Genomic DNA, 23,473 nt, shown 5'->3' on the forward strand with positions numbered 1-23,473 from the left:
GCTGAATCACCAAATTTTACGTCTTTAGCTGACATATTTGACTCCGAGTATTTTTAATAGCTTTACAAAATCTGATATGGAATATGTAAGACTGTTTTAGCGAAGATTAACCTTCAAGAACCGCTAAAATGTCAGATTCTTTCATGATAAGTAGTTCTTCCCCGTCTACTTTTACAGTTGTACCTGCATAAGTGCCGAACAATACTTTGTCGCCAACTTTAACGTCTAACGCGCGTACGCCATTGTCAGTGATTTGACCATTACCAACTGCAATAATTTCCCCTTGCGCTGGTTTTTCTGCTGCAGAACCTGGAAGTAAAATACCGCCAGCTGTTTTAGTTTCTTCTTCAACACGACGAATAACAACGCGGTCATGTAATGGACGAATGTTGCTCATTTTTAACTCCATCAGACTAAGTCTTTTTGATTACTGATGACGACTTAGTTATTCCCTGGTCGTCATCAAAACTTTTAGATGTCACTTTTATGGAGATGGAATAAATCGCTTCAAGGGTAAAACTGAAAAAAAATTCATTTTTTTTTATTTTTTTATCATGTGCATATACTTTTGCTGCTTTTTTCTTCAAGGCCAGTCTGAAATTAGAGTATAGCCTTCAGTTTTCAGAATTTTTCATCTTTCCATAAGCTTCTTTAAGAACGTGGTGAAGCAAAATAGAGCTTATATTTGAACAGTCAGTAGATACAGCGCTACTCCTCTTTCCTATCTGATAAATAATTTAAAATAAGCAGTACAAACACCTTAAACTCATCTTCTATATAAAGCTATTTCTTGGAATGACCTAGTTATATAGATAATTTTTTCCACATAATGAATACTATTTATATAGTGCTTCAGCCTTGTACAGGATGATCATTTCTATGCCCACATTCGTTGAAGATAGTTACCTGGAGAATACTGTTATTGGCTTCATAGAGCTAAGCCATAAAAGATCAAGGTTGACTTTTTAAAACCTACTAATCGTAAGTTACTAACCAATTAAAAACTAATCTTAAAGTGGTTTTTCTTAGGCGCTTTAAGAAAGCAGAAACTATAAATTTTATTTTTAAAATCAAAAATTTAAAACCACAAGAAGCTATATAGCAGAGTTTAATTATGATCTTAAATAGGAATGACCCCAACATTCTATAAATACAGCCTTTTATGTGATAGAAATTAGATATATATCGTTTATAATAGTTCGGAAAATCATCAGCATTGATTATTTTTCTGGCAAACTGTCTAAATGCTAAACAGATGTTATTAAGTACTATGCAAAATTCAAATTACCCTCATTTATTTAATCAATGATAAGAGTCGTTACTAGAAAAATAATAAGTAAATGTTTTTTATAATTATATTTATTAAAAATATTAACCATAATTAAAATAAATACAAGATTACTCTGCAATGTTATTTTATATACTACTGTTTTTTAAATACTTATTTAAAATATTGCATTATGTGACAATTTAACTCTAACCCTGCTTTGGTCTTATTTTTTTTGTCATTTTATGCTTTAATACAGCCACTTTTTTTTCATATTTCATCTGGGCGATGTTTTCATCACCCAGACTATACTTTGTACATAGTTTTGTACACTTTTGAGATAGGCCTCACCATGACCCAAGTGAACGCACCAGAATTCGTTCGTCACCCTAAGCTTATTGCTTGGGTGGAAGAGATTGCTAAATTAACAAAACCAGCAAAAATTGAATGGTGTGACGGTAGCGCAGAAGAGTATCAACGTTATATCGACTTGATGATCGCTAACGGCACAATGCAAGCGCTTAACCAGGAAACTCATCCAGGTTCTTACCTTGCAAATTCTGATCCTTCTGACGTTGCTCGTGTTGAAGGTCGTACTTATATCTGTTCAGAAAACAAAGAAGACGCTGGCGCGACAAATAACTGGGAAGCTCCAGCTGAAATGCGTGCTCGCCTAAATGGCTTATTTGACGGTTCTATGAAAGGTCGTACTTTGTACGTTGTTCCTTTCTCTATGGGTCCTTTAGGTTCTCATATTGCACACATCGGTATCGAACTGACTGATTCTCCTTATGTTGCTGTTAGCATGTCTAAAATGGCGCGTATGGGTAAAGCGGTTTATGACGTTTTAGGTACTGACGGCGAATTCGTTCCATGTGTACACACTGTTGGTGCACCATTGGAAGAAGGTCAAAAAGACGTTGCTTGGCCATGTAACCCAGACAAATGGATCGTACATTATCCAGAAACGCGTGAAATCTGGTCTTACGGTTCCGGTTACGGCGGTAACGCATTGCTAGGTAAAAAATGTCTAGCTTTACGTATTGCATCTTACATGGGTCGTCAACAAGGTTGGTTAGCTGAACACATGCTGATCCTTGGCGTGACGAATCCACAAGGCGAAAAACATTACATCGCAGCGGCATTCCCTTCTGCGTGTGGTAAAACAAACTTCGCGATGCTGATTCCACCAGCGGGCTACGAAGGCTGGAAGATTGAAACTGTAGGTGACGATATTGCCTGGATCAAACCAGGTGAAGACGGTCGTCTATATGCAATTAACCCTGAAGCTGGTTTCTTCGGTGTAGCGCCTGGTACAAATACCAAAACTAACCCGAACTGTATGGCAACACTTCATAAAGACGTAATCTATACAAACGTTGCTGTGACTGACAACGGCGAAGTATGGTGGGAAGGTCTAACTAAAGAAGCACCTGCAAACCTGACTAACTGGAAAGGTCAACCACACACTGGCGAAGAAAAAGCAGCTCACCCGAATGCTCGCTTCACCGTTGCTGCGGGTCAATGCCCTTCTATCGATGCTGACTGGGAAAATCCAGCAGGTGTTCCAATTTCTGCGTTCATTTTCGGTGGTCGCCGTGCGGACACAGTGCCTCTAATCTCAGAAGCATTTGACTGGGTAGACGGTGTTTATAAAGCTGCAACTATGGGCTCTGAAACTACTGCTGCTGCTGTTGGTCAACAAGGTGTTGTCCGTCGTGATCCATTCGCAATGCTTCCATTTGCTGGCTACAACATGGCTGACTACTTCACTCACTGGTTAGAAATGGGTGAGAAAGTTGGCGAGAAAGCTGCTGCTGCTGGTAACAAGCTTCCAGGTATCTACAACGTGAACTGGTTCCGTCGTGATGCTGAAGGCAACTTCGTATGGCCTGGTTTCGGTCAAAACATGCGTGTTCTTGAGTGGATCATCGATCGTTGTGAAGGCCGTGCAACTGCTGTTGACACTCCAATTGGCCGTGTTCCAACTTATGAACAGTTGAACTGGACTGGCACTGACTTCTCTAAAGAGCAGTTTAACCTTGTAACTTCTCAAGATAAAGATCAATGGATCAAAGAACTTGAAAGCCATACTGAATTGTTCGAAAAACTAGGTGACCGTATGCCAGAAGCGTTGAAAAAACGTCAAGCTGAATTACTGGAAGCTGTTAAATCTGCATAATTGCTGGTTTAATTTAAAAAAGGTCGCATAAGCGGCCTTTTTTATTAATAGTTATTCATTAAATTTAAGTACTTTCATTTTTCCAATTTTTGCAGTTATTAGATTTCTCTAATACCTCTTAAATTATTCAACAACATTTAATCAATAAAAATTATCTTAAAAAATCAAAAATTTAATATAAAAATAAATAACTTAATGCTTTGAATTATCAATAACTATCTCTCTTGTTTTATTAAAATTAAAGTTTTATAAAAAATTAAAAACTACATAAGCACAAGACACTGTAATTATTTAACTTTACTTCGATAAAACATGTGTCAACTCTATTCTCGGTGGTTCCGCAGGAAACCTGGTCGAATAGTACGACTGATATGTTTATGCAGCCTTTACTTTATATTTTGCTTCGAAATTTTTCCCTAAAGGTGATGACACCGCAAAGCTGCTGCTGTTTTGCCCTAGTTTTTTTAATGCGCCGATTGGCGGATGGATTATGGGAATTTATGCATATTGCTGACTTATATCTTCATGAAGGACACTAAAAAATACAGCATGATTACTGACGACTAATTAATGCTTGAGCTGTTTAAGCTTTCTGAATGGAAACATTCAGAAAGCTTTTTTATTGGATTTTTAAGTTTACTGCCATTTTGTCTTTTCAATGCTATGGCATACTTGCTGTATAAAAAATGGGAAATCATCATGATGAAAAAAACAGTTTTTCTACTAGGTTTGGGTTTCGGCACTTTGGTGCTCACTGCCTGCCAAAGCACACCTCAACCTTATAACGGTCAATCTGGTTACGAAGTCATTGAGCAAGGTGCAAATACTGCAACATTGCGCTATACACTTTCTGGTCGTACCAGTCAGGATGAAGGAAAATTGCAGGCTGCTTGCAGACAGGCACTTGGTACTTCTAAAAACTGGAATGTAAGCGTACTCAGCAGCAACGAAATTAGTAATACTGCATTACCAGATGAACAGTATGGTCGCCAGCTCGGCAATAGTCGCACTCAAATCAGCTTAAGCAACACGCCTGACCTGTACAATACTGAAAATCCAGGCGCACGTGATGCCCTGAATGCCCGCCCAAGCACATTACGCGTGATTCAATTCACCTGCTCATAATCTCTAAGATATGAAAAAAGGGCTTAATGCCCTTTTTTTATTTTTCGCTTCAAAGTGTCTTATAGAAACTGACGTTTCTGAATTCTGGAGATTCATCCAAATCCGGCCAAGTGGTAGCACTACGCTCATCCAGTTTTTCGTATTGGGGATGACTAAAGTTTTTTACCCGACTATCTGCAACCCACACCTCAGGCGCAAATTTTAAAAACTCATCCAGGAAGAAACGGTTGCATTGGTCATAAAGTACGTCGGCGGCTAACAGGATATCCACCTGTTCTGCTTTATACAGATCATCCAAGTATTCAAGCTCAACACCATTCAACTCAGCATTAGCACGACAAGCATCTAAACTCACTTGATCAATGTCACAGCAAATCACACGCTTAGCACCTGCCATTTTTGCTGCAATTGCAACGACACCTGAACCTGCACCAAAATCCAGCACTACTTTATCTTTTACATGATGTGGTTCTGCCAGCAGCCACTGCGCCATCGCAAGACCAGATGCCCAGCAAAAGATCCAATACGGCGTATCATTCCAGATACGACGGATGACTTCATCATCCAGCTTATCAGTTGGAAATACTGGCGGAATTAGCCAAAGTGAAATAGGTGTATCCGGCAATTGCTGTGCATACAGTTCACAATGTGGAATCACATCATGCAAGGCTTGTAGAAGATGCTCAGGAGCTTTAGGAAATTGGAAAGTACAGCTCATATAAAAGCCTTGGTGCAAAAAATCTTTTATTGGAATTTATAAATTAACCAGAATACATGACCATGTCATTCGCAGCTGTCCGAGGCCACCTAAAATTTGATTCGCTCTGTTTCTGCGACTTATTCATCGCTGAAGGAATAAGACGAGTTCTGCAAATGACAAATGGTTTTGGTTACTTTTGCCGAAACAAAAGTAATGATTTACTAAAGAATCAATATACAGACTTATTATGAAAATGGGTGTGCGAGAAACATGCTTCAAAAACTTTCCTTCAGGTAGATATTACTTTGGAAAAGCCCAAAGTAACCAAAGGTTTTTTAATCAGCAGACATTACATCCTGATAATGCTGCTCAACGGGCGACATCCATGTCGCGAAAAAAGTCTCCTATACAGATAACTAAAATTTTGAATCCTCAGAAAAAGAATAAGATTCAAATGAAATCAAATCCTTGCTAATAATTTGGCGATAAACGGTAGAAAAATTTCCTTATCAAGACTAAGGAATTAGCATAATATTGAACACGGCTGTATAAACTCTCCGACTTAGATGGAATGCCTTATATGGATTTAATTCAGGCAAATGGACAACCCCGTTACGGACGTTTCAAAGAAATTCCCAAAAGTATCGATTACAATGCTTACCAGTACAAAACTCCTTATGGCCAGATTGTTGCCGGCTGGCGTAAGCATCTTAAATACAAAAAATTCAAATTCTGTAGCATTCAGCATGAACACTACAGTATTGGCGTAGCGATCGCTGATATTGCCTGGGCAGGGCATGGTTTCTTCTATATCTATGATCATCAGACCAATGAAGTGCGGGAATGGAATGCGATCAATTTTCTGTCACGTCACACTGTTTTAGATGAACAGCCACTGTTTAATCATAGTTATTTTCATAAATCTCCGTACCAGATTGAAATTCAGCATGCCAATGGTGTGCGTTATATCACTGTGACCAAATATGGAGATATAAAGCTGAGTGCCCGGATTTTCTGTGCCGGAACAGATCCACTCAGTATGTGTAGTCCAACAGGTATTAATGGCTGGACTTATACCCAGAAATTAACGACTTTGGGCTGTGAAGGATATTTCGTTAACAAACAAGGGCAGACCATCCAGTTTAATGAACGTACCTTTGCTTCACTAGATGATACCTGTGGTTTTCTGCGCCCCGAAACAGCATGGTTCTGGTTATCCTGTAATTTCTGGGATACCAAGCAGAACCGGATTGGAATTAATCTTGCATCAGGCGTGAATGAAAGCTTTGGCAATGAAAACTGTTTATGGGTCAACGGCAAGATTTATGCCTTGACCGACGTGCTGTTTCAGCAGGAATCAGAAAATCAGTGGAGTATACACTCACTGGATGAGAAGCTAAATTTGCGTGTGACTACGGGCTGGCGCCGTTATGAAAATCTGAATCTGCGTCTGGTCGGTAGCCAGTTTAGCCAATGGCAGGCACGAGTATCCGGGACCATTCAGCAGGATGATCAGGAATATGTATTGCTAGATGAATATGCTTTGCTTGAACAGCATTATGCCAAATGGTAATCATCGGCAAGAAAAAAGCCTTTAGTTAAAGGCTTTTTTATTTTCTTACTTTTATATTTTTAGTCTTTAGCTGCTCGCCAGAATGCTTCACCAGCCTGAATTGGATCATCGGTTTCATTCAGTGTTTTTACCCAGACGTCGTATTGAGCAATCACAGGATGCTGGCTAGGATGGAAATCCTTTTTAAACCAGTCACGATACTGTTTGCCCATACGGGTCAGCTTGCCTTTTTTACCAAAGAACCATGGCAGGCCGCGAATATTCATCTGCAGACGTTGGCGTGGCGTAAACCCGTCATGCTTTAACATCACATTGGCCCGATAAATGGTAAAGCCGATCATCAATACACTGGTCCATGCTAAGGTGAACTTTCGTAGATTTTCTGGTACATCGCCCACTTGTTTCATTACATCAAACGCAACATCACGATGTTCCATTTCCTCGATTGCATGCCAGGCAAACAGGGCACGCACATAAGGATGCGCTTCTTTCAAGGTGTCTTTATAAGCATAGAAGGTTTCTGCCATCAGCGCAGTCATATGCTCAGCCGCAGCGGTCATGGCAATGTTGTATTGAGGTGAGCGTTTTTCCAGTTCGAATTTAAAAATTCTGTTTAAACGCTGAATGAATTGATCTACTGGCATACCTTGCTGTTTCATGATCTGGTTCATCTTTTCATGCGCAATACCGTGTTGTGCTTCCTGACGGATAAAGTCTGCTACCCGTTTTTGCAGGTCAGGATCGGTAATTTTATCGCGAAATAGGCGTACGCTTTGAATGAAGTAGCGTTCACCATCCGGGAAAGTCAGGCTCAAGGCGTCAAACATACGGGTTAGGAAAGGATCACCGCCAAACCAGAAGCGAGGAATTTCATCAAGTTTAAAGTCAAGATTGGTGCGAACCACCGGCTGTACAGTTGTTTTTAATGGTGCATTCATCTTTTGTCATTCTTGTTGATGTCGATGCTGACAGTATGTCGACTATTACACAAATTGTTTTGACAGTTATTGCCAATTTTTATACATTTTACGCCAAATGAAAATAAAGCTTGTCAAATTGCTGCACTCATCGAGAATTACACATGCAGGACATACGAATATCAAATGGTTATATTCAACTGTGGGCTACGCATCTGCGCAGCCTGAATATAGAACCCCTGCAGGCTGATTTTCTTAAAGATCTAAATACCCCATTGCGCCATTTAATTGACCAGCCTTTTGATACTGAAGTTCCTCTTGAGTTATTAAACACAGTTATCGAAAGAACTCAAACGTATCTACATTGCCCGCAATTAATTTTTGAAATTGTCCAGTCTATTCGTCCGGAGCATTTTGGGGTATTAGGTTATATGGCCTCAAAAAGTAGCAGTATCTCCGAGATGATCGGTTATATCATGCGTTTTCAACGGCTAGTAGTGGATGGTAGTGAGTTTGTCCCTCTGCAGATAAAACAGCATGAACAAAGTATTGAACTTTACTGGGATTTTCTGCATGAGAAATATCAGTTGCTGAATGAATTAACGATTGCAGCGATGGTGCAACTGGGTCGTTATATTTTACAGGATCATCCGCTGGTACTACGTTGTGTTCGGTTAGCTCATGTACCGTTGATGGCGCAACGGCATTATCAGAAATTCTTTGGCGTGGACGTGCGTTTTTCTCAGGCCTATTATAGTTTTGAGCTGGACTTACAAGATTTACAATTCAGGTCAGAACAGGCTGATCCGATGCTGTTACAGCTGCTCGTCCGCCAGGCTGAAGAAGCCATTGCTACCAAGTCTTCAAATGAATCAATATTACAGCAGGCACGAAAAATTATTGCTGATCAGCTACGTACTGAATATCAAGCAATTAAAATTGAGCAACTGGCACAGCAGCTATGGATGTCATCACGCAGCTTGCAGCGTTATTTAAGCGAGCAGGGCAGTTCCTTTAAAAAGTTGCTGGAACAGGAGCGAATGAAACGCTGTGAGACGCTATTACAGCAGGGACTTAGCCTGACTGAAATTGCTCAGCAGCTGGATTATTCTGATCAATCTGCATTGGCGCGTGCCTATAAAGCTGCAACTGGGCAAACACTTTTACAGGCACGAAAACTCTTCAAAACAAAGGAAGAAAAATAGAAATAAAAAAGCGACCCATAAGGATCGCTGATTTTTACTTTTACTGCTTAAGCATTTGCTTTGAGTCGGGGAAACCTAAACGCAATTGCCAGTACTGCAAAGATCGCTAGAATCCAGCAATAATAAACGCCACCAATCAATTCTACCGGAGACAGCTTGGCAATCGAACAGGCCAGCAATAGCTGTGCGCCATAAGGAATCAGGCCTTGAACTACACAAGAGAAAATATCCATCAAGGCAGCAGACCGTTTTGGATCAACGCCATATTCTTTTGCCACTTCACGTGCCATATCACCAGACAAGATGATCGCCACGGTATTATTGGCCACAAACAGGTTCGAGAAGATTACCAGAAAACTGATACCAATTTCACCGGCACGTTGACGGCCAACTTTAAATAAACGGGTTAGCGCATAGATCCGTTCGATCAGCCAGCGTAAACCGCCTTCACGTTGCATGATGGCGGACAAACCACCGAGAAACATCGACAGCAAAGCGACTTCGAACATCCCGACAAAACCATCATAGATTGAATTATTCAGTTTAAGTAGGTCAAACTCTGATGTCGCGAACAGACCAAATAAGCCCGATAGCAATACGCCAATTGCCAAGACCGCAAGTACATGCAGACGACTAAAGGCCAAGACAAAAACCGCAATATAAGGCAGGACTAATAGCCAGTTAAACTCCTTATATTCCACGCCGCTTGTTGTGCTCGTGTGAAAGAAATAAATCGCAATAGTGACAATTGACGCCGGTACTGCAATCCAGACATTGACCCGGAACTTGTCCCGTAGCTGCACTTTCTGGCTGCTGGTCGCCGCAATCGTAGTATCCGAGATCATCGACAGGTTATCACCAAACATTGCACCGCCGACGACCGCACCAATGGCATGAATCACGGTAATATCCGTGGCTTGAGTAAAGCCAAAGGCAATCGGTGCACAGGCAGCAATCGTCCCCATTGAGGTACCCATTGCGGTGGCAATGAATGCCGAAATAATAAATAGCATCGGCAAGACAAATTCTGGTGGAATCACCGACAGGCCCATTTGCACGGTGGCATCGACACTGCCAATAGCACTGCTAACACTGGCAAATGCTCCCGCCAGCATAAACACCATGAACATCAGAATCAGGTTAGGGTGACTGGCACCCTTAAGAAATTCTTCAATGCCCTGGTTGAGTTTGCCGCGATACACTAATGCAGCCAAGATAATCGCAGGCAGGGCAGCAACAGGCGCTTTCACCTGATAGAACGCGAACTCGGTTCCAATCATGGTGTGATAAATCCCGCTGCCTAAAAAGATTGTTAAAAATACAATAAGCGGCAACAGTGCAATGGCCCGTGCCTGCACTGTAGCTTCTGAATCAGTCTGCATAGGAGATAGAAAAGTAAAAAAGTGCGCGTAGTATAAAGCAGGTTTTGCAATTTCAGAAAACTTTAAATATATGCGCTAACACCTGTGTTTTTATTCAGTTTTTAGTGATAAAAATAAGTTTATCTAAACATTCAATATTTTACAGAATAGCGAAATTAGTCATCTTTGATCATTGAGAAAAAAATCAAAATATTCGTAAATACTGTCTTTCGGGTTGTTCTGAAATCTTCGCGCAGGAAATGAAATACAATACCGCTTCGCTGTGTACTGTTCAATGAACAAAAAATAGCGTTACAATGCGGTGTCTTGTATTTCTACAATAGTCAACGCTTCAAGTTTGAAAACACGTTAAGGAACGCACAACCCTATGTCACGTTTAGCCACACGATTTGGACAACTTAAATCTCAACAGCGTAAAGCTTTAGTTTCTTATGTTATGGCTGGTGACCCGCATCCTGAGGTGACTGTACCTCTGCTCCATCAAATGGTAGATGCCGGTGTCGATGTGATTGAACTGGGTCTTCCATTTTCAGATCCGATGGCGGATGGTCCCGTGATTGCACTTGCTGCTGAACGCGCACTTGCAGGCGGAACCAATACCCTGAATGCTCTGGAAATGGTGAAAGAGTTTCGTCAGAAAGATAACGAAACTCCAGTGGTTCTGATGGGTTATTTAAACCCTGTTGAAGTGATTGGCTATGAAAAGTTCGTGGCTTATGCTCATGAATGTGGAGTCGATGGTGTACTTCTGGTGGATCTGCCACCTGAAGAAGCAGATGATTTGAAAATCGTATTGCAAAAATACGAGATGGATCAAATCTTCCTGCTGGCGCCAACTTCAACCGATGCCCGTATTCAGCACGTGGTAAAACAGGCCAGCGGCTTTATTTACTATGTGTCACTAAAAGGGGTGACCGGTGCAGCAACTTTAGATGTATCTGAAGCTGCAGCCCGCATTCAGAAAATTAAGACCGAGACAGATGTTCCTGTTGGCGTTGGTTTTGGTATCAGTGATGCTGCATCTGCGAAAGCGATGGGTGTTGCTGCCGATGCAGTAATTGTAGGAAGTGCGTTCGTGAAGCAGTTTGCAACGCTCGCGCCAGAACAAGCCGTTGTCAAAACGGTGAATAAAGTCAAGGAGCTTCGAGCAGCGCTCGATGAGTTAGTATGAGTCAACCAGTCAAATCAGGCAAAATTCTGAGCCCATCGACCCCATGGACGGAACGTACAGTTCCAGGTATTGATGTTCCTGATGAGCAAACCGCGCTTAAGGCGACGTTTACTGAGCCAACGATTGAGTGTCCAGAATGTCATGCTTTAGTGACACGTACCGCGATGTCATTTAATGCCTATGTTTGTCCACAATGTGATGAACATCTGAGAATGAAGGCACGTGACCGTCTGAACTGGTTCTTTGACCAGGTACAGACAGAAATGGGTCAGGAATTTAAGGCAAAAGATCCATTAAAATTTGTCGACAGCAAAGCCTATCCAGACCGCATGTCGGAAGCGCAGAAAAAAACTGGTGAAACTGAAGCCTTAGTTGTGATGCAAGGTCAGCTGAAAGGCGTAGCAATGATTGCAACTGCTTTTGAATTTGATTTCATGGGCGGTTCAATGGGTACTGTGGTGGGTGACCGTTTTGTGCAAGCCGCTGAACGTGCGATTGAACTGCAACAGCCATTGATCTGTTTTGCCGCTTCAGGTGGAGCACGTATGCAGGAAGGCATGTTGTCTTTGATGCAGATGGCTCGTACATCAGCTGCAATCCAGCGTCTGAAAGAAGCAGGTCTGCCATACGTAGTCGTGCTTACCCATCCGGTTTATGGTGGTGTAACTGCATCTCTGGCTATGTTAGGTGATGTGCATATTGCTGAACCGAAAGCAATGATCGGTTTTGCAGGTAAACGTGTCATCGAACAAACAGTACGTGAAAAGCTGGAAGAACCTTTCCAACGTGCAGAATATTTGCTTGATCATGGTGTGATCGACCAAATTGTTCACCGTCATGCATTACGTGATACAGTCTATCGTATTGTCACGAAATTGATGAATTTGCCTTGAACACAGCAGCACCTTTAGCAACAGATTCTTTAGATACATGGCTCGATTATTGGAGCCATGTTCACGTTACGGGTATTGATTTAGGTCTGGAACGGGTCATTCCAGTCGCTGAAAAGCTGGGCGTTACACAGCCTGAAGCCAAAGTGCTGACCGTTGCTGGAACCAATGGTAAAGGTTCGACCACGACCACCCTGGCCGCCATTCTAAATGCACAAGGTTTGAAGGTGGGTCTGTATCAATCCCCGCATGTGTATCGCTTTAATGAGCGCGTCAAACTATGCGGTATTGAAGTTGAAGATCAGTTGCTGGTAGATGCTTTTGTTGAAGTTGATCAGGCTCGCCGCGAATGTGGTTTGAGCCTGTCTTTCTTTGAAGCAACCACACTCGCTGCCTCTGTTATTTTTAAAAATGAAGCGTGTGATGTATGGGTGCTGGAAGTAGGGTTGGGCGGTCGTCTGGACGTGGTTAATGTCGTCAATCCAGACGTTGCAGTGATTACCAATATTGGTCTGGATCATACCGACTGGCTCGGTGATACCATTGAAAAAATTGCCTTTGAAAAAGCCGGCATTATCCGCCCAAATATTCCGGTGGTTTTTGGCGGACAGCAGGACATTCCTCAAGCGATTTTAGATAAGGCTGCCGAATGTACAGCGCCGTTATATGCCATCAATCGTGATTATTTTTATGAAGCCTTTGAAGATGGTGCATCCTGGGGCTTTGCATCTTCCGGGACCACACTGAAACTTCCGACAGGTTCATTGGCACTGGATAATATCTCGACAGCTGTTGCAGCAATTCTGGTGAGTGGTCTGGAAGTCAGTCAGGAAGCCATTGCACAAGGAATTCAGACGGCAAAATTGCCAGGTCGTTTTGAGATTCGTGAAATTACAAATAAAACTGTGATATTTGATGCCGGGCATAATCCGCATGGGGTCGAATTCCTGTTAAAACAGTTAAGTCACTATTTAAATCATCATTCGCAGATTTCGGAAGTAGTCTGTGTCTTTTCGATGTTAGGTGATAAAGATATAAATTCTGTAGTCGGGTTATTGAAAGACAGTATCCGATTATGGAAAATTGCACCGTTAAATGTTCCACGTGCAGCAGAGCTGTCAGTATTGACTGATGCTTTAGCCGGGCAAGCGGTGGAAACCTATAACAATGTTAAATTAGCTTTTCAATCAGCGCTGGATGAAACGAATAATAATCAGCTGATCTTGGTGTGTGGTTCATTTCATACGTTAGAAGCGGTATGGGAGTATTTGGAAGAATGTCAATGAATAACAAACAACGCTGGATGGGAGGCGTTGTTTTATTAGGTGGTGGTGTTTTATTGGCAGCATTACTCCTGAAAGGCAAAGCAGAAATTGATCATCATAGTGTGAATGTGCCGGAACAGCCGGCTCAGGTGGAAAGTCGGGATGTAGGTGGTCCGAGTTCATTGACGGTAGATGTTGAAACTGAAAAACGTCTTCTGGAGCAGCAGCGCCGTGACCGTGAAAAGGCCGTGGCTGAGCAGGAAGCACGTGCAGCAGAATTCCTGGCGATGCAACAGCAGGCTGAAGCGGATGCAGCACGTAAGGCGGCTGAAGAATATGCTGCCCTAAATGCACACCGTATGGGCCAGCAAAGCTCAGACAATATTCCACCAGAACTGGTGGAAGATGAACAGGCCAAACAGAAACGTTTAGCCGAAGACAAAGCAGCCGCGCAAAAAAAGCTTGAGCAGCAAAATTTAACCCAGCAGCAAGATTCTTCTGATGCTGTGAAGAAAGAAGCTGAGCGTAAAGCTGCAGAGGAAAAGCGCAAGGCAGAAGAGCGTAAAGTGGCTGAGAAGAAAGAAGCTGAGCGCAAGGCTGCTGAAGAAAAACGTAAGACAGAAGAAAAGCGTAAAGCCGAACAGCAGAAAGCAGAAGAACAGCGTAAAGCGGCTGAGAAGAAAGAGGCTGAACAAAAAGCTGTCGAAGAGAAACGTAAGGCTGAGGAAAAACGTAAAGCTGAAGAAGCCAAGAAAAAGGCCGAAGCTGAAAAAGCACGTAAGTTGCTGGAAGGCGAAGATGACAAGCAGTGGATGGTTCAGGTGGCACTGGCTGCCAATGAAGCCAATGCTGATGCGATTGCAGCAAAACTGCGTGCCAAAGGCTATAAGGTGACCAAGAGCCCAACTTCAAAAGGAATACGGATTATGGTTGGTCCATCGAAAGACCGTGAAGCAGCTGATGCGATCCGTAAGAAAATCGCCTCTGATGCCAGTCTGAACATGAAATCAGCCTGGGTTAACGATTGGGTGCCTTTAGATAAACGTTAATTTAAGTCTGCTTTAAACAGATGGATCCGTGAGTTGCTCTCGGATCCATTTTACATTTTCAGGGGTAAATAATTTTTCAATATTGCGCCAGATACTGTGAAAACCATATCCGCCATGTTTCATTTCTGTTACCGCATCATCAATACTCCAATTCTGAAAAATAATCCGGTACATGGCTACACTGGCACCGGTACGATCAGAACCGTGATAGCAGTGTAATAATACCTTTTCATTATTTTGCCGTGCCTGCTGAATCAGCTGCATCACCTTGAGTAAATCTTCACTTTGCATAGCCCAGGTATGAATGGGTATATGTCTCAGCTTTAGATTTTCATTGTCGAGTATTTCCGAATCTTTATCACGTGAACGCAGGTTAATGACCACATCAATGTCATACTGTTTCAACAAAGGCTTCAGTTCATGGCTGGGCTGTTCACTGCGATAGAGTTCATTACTAATCTGATAGAAATTATATTGTTGATGAATTTCCTGTCCCCAATGCGCAGGACGCTGATATTCTGGTAAGGCAGGTGTAGTCATACAACCAGCTAAGGCAAAGATAGAAACAATAACAAACGAATAATAATTTTTCATGGTGCTCTGAATTGTAGTTTTAATCACTATTTTAAACAGAATAAAACTTTTCACAAAGAAAAAGCCTGTCTGAAGACAGGCTTAATAGGAAGCTCGATAACCCGGCTCATCAATAGGTTTTAATCACAACATGGAAATGAATATTTATGATTTTGACTATTTGCTTTCCATGGTGGAGAGTTGATTACAGCTTAATTTTAGTTTAATGAGCAACTCGGCTTTAGTTTACCGCTTGAAGCATGGCTTCTCGTCTTCTTGCGGAATATTCCTCAGGGCAAGGCAGCGCCTTGCTGATCCTCACTCAGGCTGGGGCGTTAAACGCAGGTAAGGAGTTACTGCCTTATAACCTTTAGGGAAGCGCTGTTTGATTTCTTCCTCGTCTTTCAATGAAGGAACAATCACTACATCATCGCCCTGTTGCCAGTTTGCAGGTGTTGCCACTTTATGGTTATCAGTCAACTGAAGTGAATCAACTACACGTAGAATTTCGTGGAAGTTACGACCAGTCGATGCGGGGTAAGTGATGATCAGACGCACTTTCTTGTTCGGATCAATGATCACCAGAGAACGTACGGTCAGTGTTTCACTGGCATTCGGATGAATGAAATCATATAGAGTAGATACCTTACGGTCCTGATCTGCAATGATCGGAAAATTCACGCTGGTATTTTGAGTTTCATTAATGTCTTTGATCCAGCCATGATGTGAATCCACATCATCTACGGATAAGGCGATAGCTTTTACACCACGCTTTTCAAATTCATCTTTAAGCTTTGCGGTAAAGCCAAGTTCAGTGGTACATACTGGCGTATAATCCGCTGGATGCGAGAACAGAATGCCCCAGCTATCACCTAAAAAGTCATAGAAATTAATTAGACCTTCGCTTGATTGTTGTTCAAAGTTTGGTGCGGTATCGCCTAAACGTAAAGTCATGATATGTGCCTCAAAATTCTGTTATTGGTTGGGATCAAACTAATATGAACCAGTTTTTTTATAATTAAAAATAGCGTTTTTAGCTTTTCTTATGAACAAAAGTGCATAAAGATAAAATCCTTCTATCTGCTTTTGAATCAAACAGCCATGCATTTTACTATATTGCGTGTTCAAAATTTGCTACATTACGTTGCCTTAGATCTCCGGGCTGGAAGCTGGAATAAGGTTTTTTTATTAAAACCCTTGTAGTTCAAATTTCTAGCACCATAATAAACGACTAAGAACATATTCATTTGACAAGCAAGATTTAGAGAGTCTATTCATGTTGGCAAGTCTGATCGGAGGAATCTTCGGTACCAAAAATGAGCGCGAACTCAAACGCATGCGTAAAATCGTAGACAAGATTAATGCGCTCGAGCCGACGATATCAGCCCTAAGCGATGCAGACTTATCTGCAAAAACTGAAGAATTCAAACAACGATATAATAACGGCGAAAGTCTAGATAAATTACTCCCTGAAGCGTTTGCGGTCTGCCGTGAAGCAGGTAAACGTATTATGGGAATGCGTCATTACGACGTACAGCTGATCGGTGGTATTACCCTGCATGAAGGCAAAATTGCCGAGATGCGTACTGGTGAAGGTAAAACCCTGATGGGTACCTTGGCCTGTTATCTGAATGCTTTAAGTGGTCAGGGCGTACATGTCATTACTGTGAACGATTACCTGGCACAGCGTGATGCTGAGTTAAACCGTCCATTATTCGAATTCTTGGGTTTGAGCATTGGTATCATTTACTCCATGCAAAACCCGGCAGAAAAAGCTGAAGCTTATAAAGCCGATATCACGTACGGTACCAATAACGAATTCGGTTTTGACTATCTGCGTGACAACATGGTGTTCTCGCTGGCAGAGAAAAAGCAGCGTGGTCTGACTTATGCGATTATCGATGAGGTCGATTCGATCCTGATCGATGAAGCACGTACACCATTGATCATTTCTGGTCAAAGTGAAGACTCTTCTCAGCTTTATTCTGCAATCAATAGTATTCCACCAAAATTACATCCGCAAAAAGAAGAGAAAGTGCCGGATGGCGGTCATTTCTGGATTGATGAAAAACAGCGTTCTGTAGAAATCACCGAAACCGGTTTTGAATTTGTTGAAAATGAACTGATTTCTATGGGTTTGCTAGCTGAAGGCGAGAGTCTGTATTCAGCGTCTAATCTGAATCTTGTGCATCACGTAACTGCGGCAATTCGTGCGCATTACCTGTATCAACGCAATGTGCATTACATCATCCATGAAGGTGAAGTCATCATTGTGGATGAGAACACGGGTCGTACCATGCCGGGTCGTCGCTGGTCTGAAGGTCTGCATCAAGCGGTAGAAGCGAAAGAGGGTCTGGAAATCCAGCCTGAAAACCAGACACTTGCAACCACAACTTTCCAGAACTATTTCCGCCTTTATAAAAAACTGTCTGGTATGACCGGTACAGCGGATACTGAGGCTGCGGAAATGAAAGAAATTTATGGTCTGGATGTGGTGCTGATTCCAACCCACCGTCCAATGATCCGTAATGACCAGAATGACTTGATCTACCTGAATCGTGAAGGTAAATACAACGCGATTATTCAGGAGATTCAACGTGTTCATGAAGCTGGTGTAGCACCGATTCTAATTGGTACTGCGACTATCGAAGCTTCTGAAATTCTTTCTGATAAATTACAAGAAGCGGGTATTCAGCACGAAGTTCTGAATGCGAAACAGCACGAACGTGAAGCAGATATTATTGCCCAAGCTGGTGCACCACGTGCAGTAACGATTGCGACAAACATGGCAGGTCGTGGTACCGATATTTTGCTGGGCGGTAACTGGAAAGCCAAACTCGCTAAAATTGAAAATCCAACAGCTGAAGATGAAGCTCGCTTGAAAGCTGAATGGGAAGAGAATCATGAAGCCGTATTGGCATCAGGTGGCTTGCATATTATTGGTTCTGAGCGTCACGAATCGCGTCGTATCGATAACCAGTTGCGTGGTCGTGCTGGTCGTCAAGGCGACCCGGGTGTATCCCGTTTCTATCTGTCACTTGAAGATGACTTGATGCGTATCTTCGCAGGTGACCGTATCATTGCCATGATGCGTGCCATGGGTCTGCAAGAAGATGAAGCGATTGAGCACAAGATGGTATCGCGCTCAATTGAAAATGCGCAGCGTAAAGTTGAAGCGCGTAACTTTGATATTCGTAAAAACCTGTTAAAATACGATGACGTAAATAACGAACAGCGTAAGATCATTTATTCTCAACGTGATGACATTTTGGCTGAAAGCTCTTTACAAGATTACATCGAAGAAATGATCCGCGATGTTATGAAGGGCATGATTGCGAACTATGTTCCGCCAGAATCTATTCATGACCAGTGGGATATTGAAGGTCTAGAACAGGCATTGAAAGAAGACCTGAACTTCGAATTACCAGTAGGTCAATGGTTAGAACAGGACCGTCGTCTGGATGAAGAAGGTCTGGTTGAACGTATTACCGATGAAGTGATTAATCGCTACCGCGAACGTCGTGAACAGATGGGTGCTGAATCGGCAGCGACTTTGGAACGTCACTTCCTGTTGAATTCTCTGGATCGTCATTGGAAAGAGCATCTGGCTGCGATGGATTACCTGCGTCAAGGTATTCATCTACGTGGTTATGCACAGAAAAATCCGGAACAGGAATACAAGAAAGAAGCGTACAACCTGTTTGTGAATATGCTGGGTGTGATCAAATCTGATGTAGTGATGGACCTGTCCCGTATCCATGTACCAACTGCTGAAGAACTGGCTGAGATGGAAGCACAGCAACAGGCTCAGGCTGAAGCAATGCGTATCCAGTTGTCTCATCAGGAATTTGACAGTCTGCTGGAGGGTGGGGAAGAAGATCATACCCTGCAAAATGCCAATACAACTTCAGTTGCACCAGTATTTGAAGCGCCTGCAAGCCGTAATGCACCGTGCCCATGTGGTTCAGGTCTGAAATACAAACAGTGTCACGGTAAAATTTAAGTGATAAAAAAAATCAGAGCTCTAGGGCTCTGATTTTTTTTATGTGAAAAAGTTTTTCAAAAGCACATTTTGAATTGCAGTCCATAACATTAAGTGTTATTTAGTTGCTCATTGGACATCAAATTGCGGACAGACAATGAAAAAAGTATTAAAATCGTTGATGATTGCTGCTTTGGCAATCCCTACATTGAGTTTTGCAGCTTCAGAAACCACAACTGTAGATAAAGTCAAACAAGCCATTGGCCCAACGACTGCACCTGTTCAGGTAGATGCAAGCGGTCAGGTGACTGTGGAAAGCCCTCGTACAGGTATTCGTTATACCTTTGCCAATCCGAACCGTCCGATCGTACTACAAACTGCTGCAATTACTGCGGCCAATGCAGCCAATGCTGATCGTATTGTGGCCTCTAATCCGGCATTGTCCGCGACTAGTCAGCAACAGGCGAAACAAGCATTGCTAAATGAAGCTGCCCAGCTGGCAAAAAACTAAGTTTTGCTGAGCTTAATAAAACCAGTCACTATGACTGGTTTTTTATTGTGAAAAACCATAAGAAAAGTGAGCGTCTATCGGGCTTTGGCTCGATTTTTTGTCTCAGATCAACTAAGCTGTATTTTTCTAAAACTTCAATATTGGACATTTTAAAATGGCAGTTGGTGACGTATCTATGCCACAGATGCATGTGGTAAAAGGGGTGAAAATTGGTTCAGCAGAAGCGTATGTGCGCTATCAGAACCGACGTGACCTGGTGATATTTGAACTGGCTGAAGGCTCCAATGTTGCAGGGGTATTTACCCAAAATGCTTTTTGTGCAGCACCGGTTCATGTGTCTAAGGCACATTTGACAGTAGGCAATCCACGTTATTTAGTGATTAATACGGGTAATGCAAATGCTGGTACAGGCCCAACCGGTATGGCAAATGCAGAAGCAACTTGTGCAAAGCTTGCTGAGCTTGCTGGTGTAAAACCAGAGCAAGTGCTTCCATTCTCAACAGGTGTGATTGGTGAGCAACTACCAATGGAGCGCCTATTGAGCGGCTTACAGCCAGCACTAGACTCATTGCGTGATGATGCATGGGGAGATGCAGCGACTGGGATCATGACCACAGACACCACACCAAAAGGTGCTTCTGAACAGTTTGAAATGGATGGCATCACCTATACCATGACTGGTATTTCTAAAGGTGCGGGCATGATTCGTCCGAATATGGCGACCATGTTAGGGTATGTAGCCACCGATGCACCGATTAGCCGTGAACTGGTTCAACAGTTGCTATCTACAACAGTGAACGTGTCATTCAACCGTATTACCATTGATGGCGATACTTCAACCAATGACTCTTGTATTTTTATTGCGACTGGACAGGCGGGCGGTGCTGAAATTAGCTCTACTGAAGATCCACGTTATGCAGTAGTTCTTGAAGTACTTGCACGTACCATGAAACGTTTGGCTCAATTGATCGTACGTGATGGTGAAGGTGCGACTAAATTCATTACTGTGGCAGTTGAAGGTGGGGCGAATACACAAGAATGTTGTGATATTGCCTATAGTATTGCCCATTCTCCGCTGGTGAAAACAGCGATCTTTGCTTCTGATCCAAACTGGGGGCGTATCTTGGCTGCGATTGGGTATGCTGGTGTGGCAAACTTAGACGTTGCAAAAATTCAGGTTTGGTTAGATGATGTACAAATCTGTAAAGATGGTGGTGCAGCGGCAGATTATACGGAAGAAGCTGGTGCGCGAGTGATGTCTCAGGCAGAAATGACCATTCGTGTTGACCTTGGCCGAGGGACAGCGAAAGATACGGTTTATACCTGTGACTTGTCTTATGACTATGTCCGAATCAATGCGGACTATCGTTCATAATGCTGACTTAATTCAAAAGCCTCCGTCTGGAGGCTTTTTTATACTTTTAAAATTTTTATTGAATGGTCAAAAAAGCATATTGCCAAAACTGACCGGTATGTGATGTAGGGTGGATGTCTGGCGTAAGGCAGGCATATAGGAAAAGAGAAGATGTTGTTATGAATGATGCAACCAAACTGATAGCCAATGAAGCCAAATCAATTGTGCAGGCACATTTAGACCGCCTGGGTGAGATGAAAGAGCATCAGTTGAGTGAACAGGCCAAGCAGGAAAAGTTTGCACAGATCCAGGCAGAGCTTAAAAAGCGTGATGCTGTACTGGTCGCACATTATTACTGTGATCCTGAGGTTCAGGAACTGGCAGAACTCACCGGTGGTTGTGTGTCTGATTCATTGGAAATGGCTCGTTTTGGTCGCGATCATCCAGCGTCTACTTTGGTCGTCGCTGGTGTGAAATTTATGGGAGAAACGTCAAAAATTTTATCACCGAATAAAACTGTACTTATGCCAACATTAGAAGCGACCTGTTCACTGGATCTCGGCTGTCCTGTCGATGAATTTACCAAGTTTTGCGATGCTCATCCTGATCATACTGTAGTGGTTTACGCCAATACTTCGGCAGCTGTAAAAGCACGTGCGGACTGGGTGGTGACGTCAAGCTGTGCAGTAGAAATTATCGAGCATTTAGATAGCTTAGGTGAAAAAATCATTTGGGCGCCAGATCAGCATCTTGGTCGCTATATTCAAAAGAAAACCGGTGCCGATATGTTGCTATGGGATGGTGCGTGCATTGTGCATGAAGAATTCCGGTCACGTGGCATTGCCAATATGAAAGCGCTGTATCCAGATGCTGCGGTACTGGTACATCCTGAATCTCCTATGTCTGTAGTTGAAATTGCAGATGCAGTTGGAAGTACCTCGCAACTGATTAAAGCTGCTCAGACTTTGCCTAATGAGCGACTGATTGTGGCAACAGATCGCGGTATTTTCTACAAAATGCAGCAGGCTGTACCGAACAAGATCCTGATTGAAGCACCAACTGCTGGCGAGGGAGCTACCTGCCGCTCATGTGCGCATTGTCCTTGGATGGCGATGAATGAACTTGATGGTATTCTGCATGTGTTGCAACATGGCGATCAGGAAATTCATGTCGATCCTGCTTTGGCAGAACGGGCAAAATTACCACTTGACCGGATGTTGGACTTTAGTGCAGGTCTAAAACGTTAGAATTTGTATAAAAAATGTCTGAAATGCTTGATAAATATACGCTTGAAGCGATTTTTTGATTTTTTTTAAATATAGGTGTTGACGTCTTTGGGCGTCGCGCCTAGAATGCACACCGTACCAAGCGATTAGCTTGATACGAAAGCTGAGATGAATCGGAGCATAGCACAGCCTGGTAGTGCACCTGGTTTGGGACCAGGGGGTCGTAGGTTCGAATCCTACTGCTCCGACCAATTCTTCAAGGCGGATGATAAGTATCATCGGTAAAGCGCTTGTAGCTCAGTTGGATAGAGCATCCGCCTTCTAAGCGGATGGTCACAGGTTCGAATCCTGTCAGGCGCGCCATTTGGTTGCCTGGTATTTTAGAATCAAAATGATGGTGGATGTAGCTCAGTTGGTAGAGCCCTGGATTGTGATTCCAGTTGTCGCGGGTTCGAATCCCGTCATTCACCCCAACTTTTAAAGTTGAAATCGGAGCATAGCACAGCCTGGTAGTGCACCTGGTTTGGGACCAGGGGGTCGTAGGTTCGAATCCTACTGCTCCGACCATCTCCTTAAAGATGGTCGAGATAAAAGATACCGCGTTAAGCGGTTTTTTTATACCTGAAATTTAATAATCTAAATAAAATTAGAATGAGTTTTTAAATTACTTCTCAATTAGATTAATTGTTTCTTTAAATATTCTGCTTTGTATATTGTCTGACTTTATTGAGATAACTTTGCTTCGGTCTGATGTGATCACTGATCCAGATTGCTGGCCCTATAACATAACCATAAATAATAACGATGCTGAAACCATCATTGCGATACTACTTATTGAAAATAACAAGCTTGAAGTAATTATCTATATTTCGCTAAAAGATATTTATTGGAGTTTTTCTTGAGGATATGTTTTAAAAGTATGAAAAATTATTTTTTGAAATGATAAGAGTGAGTGGCTGGTAAAAGATAAAGATAAAGATAAAGATAAAAGATCTCTTTCATAAATCAAAAAACGATCTTCTTTTTGGTTAATATTTGCACTCCGGATTTCTTGGCATTCGTGCATAATCTGCGGATGAAATACATCGATTCAAACAAGCT

Annotated in this window: 18 protein-coding genes, 4 tRNA genes and 1 pseudogene; 17 read left to right on the forward strand and 6 right to left on the reverse strand. The window is 42.4% G+C overall.

Going from position 1 to position 23,473, the window contains the following annotated elements; genetic code table 11:
• Positions 1–106 precede the first annotated feature (106 nt).
• A complete protein-coding gene (locus B4033_RS11520; RefSeq protein WP_004810787.1) occupies positions 107–397 on the reverse strand; it encodes a co-chaperone GroES in 291 nt (96 codons plus the stop codon).
• 1,222 nt (positions 398–1,619) lie between these two features.
• Here B4033_RS11520 and B4033_RS11525 point away from each other — a divergent pair.
• The 3 genes and pseudogenes from B4033_RS11525 (at position 1,620) to B4033_RS11535 (ending at position 4,574) form a co-directional block, all read left to right on the forward strand.
• Entirely contained in the window at positions 1,620–3,449 is a 1,830-nt protein-coding gene (locus B4033_RS11525) for a phosphoenolpyruvate carboxykinase (GTP) (protein ID WP_048882308.1), read from the forward strand.
• Positions 3,450–3,774: 325 nt separating this feature from the next.
• Positions 3,775–3,954: pseudogene (locus tag B4033_RS11530) on the forward strand (alpha-ketoglutarate permease); the annotation flags it as partial.
• Positions 3,955–4,151: 197 nt separating this feature from the next.
• The gene (locus B4033_RS11535) at positions 4,152–4,574 is read left to right on the forward strand and encodes a hypothetical protein (RefSeq protein ID WP_034424215.1); all 423 of its coding nucleotides are present in this window, start codon (positions 4,152–4,154) and stop codon (positions 4,572–4,574) included.
• Positions 4,575–4,623: 49 nt separating this feature from the next.
• Here the strand turns inward: B4033_RS11535 and B4033_RS11540 are convergent, their stop codons facing one another.
• A complete protein-coding gene (locus B4033_RS11540; RefSeq protein WP_286834137.1) occupies positions 4,624–5,292 on the reverse strand; it encodes a class I SAM-dependent methyltransferase in 669 nt (222 codons plus the stop codon).
• Between the two features lie 562 nt (positions 5,293–5,854).
• Here B4033_RS11540 and B4033_RS11545 point away from each other — a divergent pair.
• Positions 5,855–6,847 (forward strand): DUF2804 domain-containing protein, encoded by a 993-nt coding sequence (locus B4033_RS11545; RefSeq protein ID WP_103800925.1) that lies wholly within the window; start codon positions 5,855–5,857, stop codon positions 6,845–6,847.
• A gap of 59 nt (positions 6,848–6,906) precedes the next feature.
• Here the strand turns inward: B4033_RS11545 and B4033_RS11550 are convergent, their stop codons facing one another.
• Positions 6,907–7,785 (reverse strand): metal-dependent hydrolase, encoded by an 879-nt coding sequence (locus B4033_RS11550; protein WP_286834142.1) that lies wholly within the window; start codon positions 7,783–7,785, stop codon positions 6,907–6,909.
• Positions 7,786–7,928: 143 nt separating this feature from the next.
• Between B4033_RS11550 and B4033_RS11555 the strand changes: the two genes are divergently transcribed.
• Entirely contained in the window at positions 7,929–8,969 is a 1,041-nt protein-coding gene (locus tag B4033_RS11555; RefSeq protein WP_286834145.1) for a helix-turn-helix domain-containing protein, read from the forward strand.
• 47 nt (positions 8,970–9,016) lie between these two features.
• Here the strand turns inward: B4033_RS11555 and B4033_RS11560 are convergent, their stop codons facing one another.
• Positions 9,017–10,351 (reverse strand): Na+/H+ antiporter NhaC family protein, encoded by a 1,335-nt coding sequence (locus tag B4033_RS11560; protein WP_286834147.1) that lies wholly within the window; start codon positions 10,349–10,351, stop codon positions 9,017–9,019.
• Between the two features lie 367 nt (positions 10,352–10,718).
• Between B4033_RS11560 and trpA the strand changes: the two genes are divergently transcribed.
• The 4 genes from trpA to B4033_RS11580 are packed head-to-tail and all read left to right on the forward strand — an operon-like array spanning position 10,719 to position 14,726.
• Complete coding sequence (trpA, locus tag B4033_RS11565) at positions 10,719–11,522, forward strand: tryptophan synthase subunit alpha (RefSeq protein ID WP_071321170.1); 804 nt, start codon at positions 10,719–10,721, stop codon at positions 11,520–11,522.
• Positions 11,519–12,415 carry an acetyl-CoA carboxylase, carboxyltransferase subunit beta gene (gene accD / locus B4033_RS11570; RefSeq protein WP_004816134.1) on the forward strand — a complete coding sequence of 299 codons (897 nt, stop codon included), beginning with the start codon at positions 11,519–11,521 and terminating at the stop codon, positions 12,413–12,415. Before trpA ends, accD begins: the two co-directional genes overlap by 4 nt.
• Positions 12,412–13,698 carry a bifunctional tetrahydrofolate synthase/dihydrofolate synthase gene (gene folC, locus B4033_RS11575; RefSeq protein ID WP_286834152.1) on the forward strand — a complete coding sequence of 429 codons (1,287 nt, stop codon included), beginning with the start codon at positions 12,412–12,414 and terminating at the stop codon, positions 13,696–13,698. The genes accD and folC overlap by 4 nt, the downstream gene beginning before the upstream one ends.
• A complete protein-coding gene (locus B4033_RS11580) occupies positions 13,695–14,726 on the forward strand; it encodes an SPOR domain-containing protein (RefSeq protein ID WP_286834154.1) in 1,032 nt (343 codons plus the stop codon). Before folC ends, B4033_RS11580 begins: the two co-directional genes overlap by 4 nt.
• A gap of 12 nt (positions 14,727–14,738) precedes the next feature.
• On the opposite strand, the gene B4033_RS11585 is transcribed toward B4033_RS11580, so the two are convergent.
• Together B4033_RS11585 and B4033_RS11590 are read right to left on the reverse strand one after the other, a co-directional pair.
• The gene (locus B4033_RS11585) at positions 14,739–15,320 is read right to left on the reverse strand and encodes a dual specificity protein phosphatase family protein (protein WP_171522336.1); all 582 of its coding nucleotides are present in this window, start codon (positions 15,318–15,320) and stop codon (positions 14,739–14,741) included.
• Positions 15,321–15,617: 297 nt separating this feature from the next.
• A complete protein-coding gene (locus B4033_RS11590; RefSeq protein WP_163165059.1) occupies positions 15,618–16,253 on the reverse strand; it encodes a peroxiredoxin in 636 nt (211 codons plus the stop codon).
• Between the two features lie 322 nt (positions 16,254–16,575).
• Here B4033_RS11590 and secA point away from each other — a divergent pair, with 322 nt between their 5' ends.
• The 8 genes from secA (at position 16,576) to B4033_RS11630 (ending at position 22,939) form a co-directional block, all read left to right on the forward strand.
• Positions 16,576–19,302, forward strand: a complete 2,727-nt coding sequence (gene secA, locus B4033_RS11595; protein ID WP_286834160.1) for a preprotein translocase subunit SecA — start codon at positions 16,576–16,578, stop codon at positions 19,300–19,302.
• A gap of 136 nt (positions 19,303–19,438) precedes the next feature.
• Complete coding sequence (locus tag B4033_RS11600; protein WP_286834163.1) at positions 19,439–19,792, forward strand: hypothetical protein; 354 nt, start codon at positions 19,439–19,441, stop codon at positions 19,790–19,792.
• Between the two features lie 154 nt (positions 19,793–19,946).
• Positions 19,947–21,167, forward strand: coding sequence for a bifunctional glutamate N-acetyltransferase/amino-acid acetyltransferase ArgJ (argJ, locus tag B4033_RS11605; protein ID WP_286834165.1), 1,221 nt, complete (start codon positions 19,947–19,949; stop codon positions 21,165–21,167).
• A gap of 158 nt (positions 21,168–21,325) precedes the next feature.
• Positions 21,326–22,393, forward strand: coding sequence for a quinolinate synthase NadA (gene nadA, locus B4033_RS11610; protein ID WP_004816150.1), 1,068 nt, complete (start codon positions 21,326–21,328; stop codon positions 22,391–22,393).
• Positions 22,394–22,546: 153 nt separating this feature from the next.
• Positions 22,547–22,623: transfer RNA gene (locus B4033_RS11615), tRNA-Pro, on the forward strand.
• A gap of 35 nt (positions 22,624–22,658) precedes the next feature.
• Positions 22,659–22,735 (forward strand) — tRNA-Arg (locus tag B4033_RS11620).
• A gap of 34 nt (positions 22,736–22,769) precedes the next feature.
• A tRNA-His gene (locus B4033_RS11625) sits at positions 22,770–22,845 on the forward strand.
• 17 nt (positions 22,846–22,862) lie between these two features.
• A tRNA-Pro gene (locus B4033_RS11630) sits at positions 22,863–22,939 on the forward strand.
• The last annotated feature ends 534 nt before the right edge of the window (positions 22,940–23,473 follow it).

Source organism: Acinetobacter sp. UBA3132, assembly GCF_002364825.1.
Taxonomy (GTDB): domain Bacteria; phylum Pseudomonadota; class Gammaproteobacteria; order Pseudomonadales; family Moraxellaceae; genus Acinetobacter; species Acinetobacter schindleri.

What these genes read in the sequence shown, in the direction of transcription:
- B4033_RS11520 (WP_004810787.1), bottom strand. Translation starts at nt 397, where the DNA reads ATGAGCAACATTCGTCCATTACATGACCGCGTTGTTATTCGTCGTGTT.
- B4033_RS11525 (WP_048882308.1), top strand. Translation starts at nt 1,620, where the DNA reads ATGACCCAAGTGAACGCACCAGAATTCGTTCGTCACCCTAAGCTTATT.
- B4033_RS11535 (WP_034424215.1), top strand. Translation starts at nt 4,152, where the DNA reads ATGAAAAAAACAGTTTTTCTACTAGGTTTGGGTTTCGGCACTTTGGTG.
- B4033_RS11540 (WP_286834137.1), bottom strand. Translation starts at nt 5,292, where the DNA reads ATGAGCTGTACTTTCCAATTTCCTAAAGCTCCTGAGCATCTTCTACAA.
- B4033_RS11545 (WP_103800925.1), top strand. Translation starts at nt 5,855, where the DNA reads ATGGATTTAATTCAGGCAAATGGACAACCCCGTTACGGACGTTTCAAA.
- B4033_RS11550 (WP_286834142.1), bottom strand. Translation starts at nt 7,785, where the DNA reads ATGAATGCACCATTAAAAACAACTGTACAGCCGGTGGTTCGCACCAAT.
- B4033_RS11555 (WP_286834145.1), top strand. Translation starts at nt 7,929, where the DNA reads ATGCAGGACATACGAATATCAAATGGTTATATTCAACTGTGGGCTACG.
- B4033_RS11560 (WP_286834147.1), bottom strand. Translation starts at nt 10,351, where the DNA reads ATGCAGACTGATTCAGAAGCTACAGTGCAGGCACGGGCCATTGCACTG.
- trpA (WP_071321170.1), top strand. Translation starts at nt 10,719, where the DNA reads ATGTCACGTTTAGCCACACGATTTGGACAACTTAAATCTCAACAGCGT.
- accD (WP_004816134.1), top strand. Translation starts at nt 11,519, where the DNA reads ATGAGTCAACCAGTCAAATCAGGCAAAATTCTGAGCCCATCGACCCCA.
- B4033_RS11580 (WP_286834154.1), top strand. Translation starts at nt 13,695, where the DNA reads ATGAATAACAAACAACGCTGGATGGGAGGCGTTGTTTTATTAGGTGGT.
- B4033_RS11585 (WP_171522336.1), bottom strand. Translation starts at nt 15,320, where the DNA reads ATGAAAAATTATTATTCGTTTGTTATTGTTTCTATCTTTGCCTTAGCT.
- B4033_RS11590 (WP_163165059.1), bottom strand. Translation starts at nt 16,253, where the DNA reads ATGACTTTACGTTTAGGCGATACCGCACCAAACTTTGAACAACAATCA.
- secA (WP_286834160.1), top strand. Translation starts at nt 16,576, where the DNA reads ATGTTGGCAAGTCTGATCGGAGGAATCTTCGGTACCAAAAATGAGCGC.
- B4033_RS11600 (WP_286834163.1), top strand. Translation starts at nt 19,439, where the DNA reads ATGAAAAAAGTATTAAAATCGTTGATGATTGCTGCTTTGGCAATCCCT.
- argJ (WP_286834165.1), top strand. Translation starts at nt 19,947, where the DNA reads ATGGCAGTTGGTGACGTATCTATGCCACAGATGCATGTGGTAAAAGGG.
- nadA (WP_004816150.1), top strand. Translation starts at nt 21,326, where the DNA reads ATGAATGATGCAACCAAACTGATAGCCAATGAAGCCAAATCAATTGTG.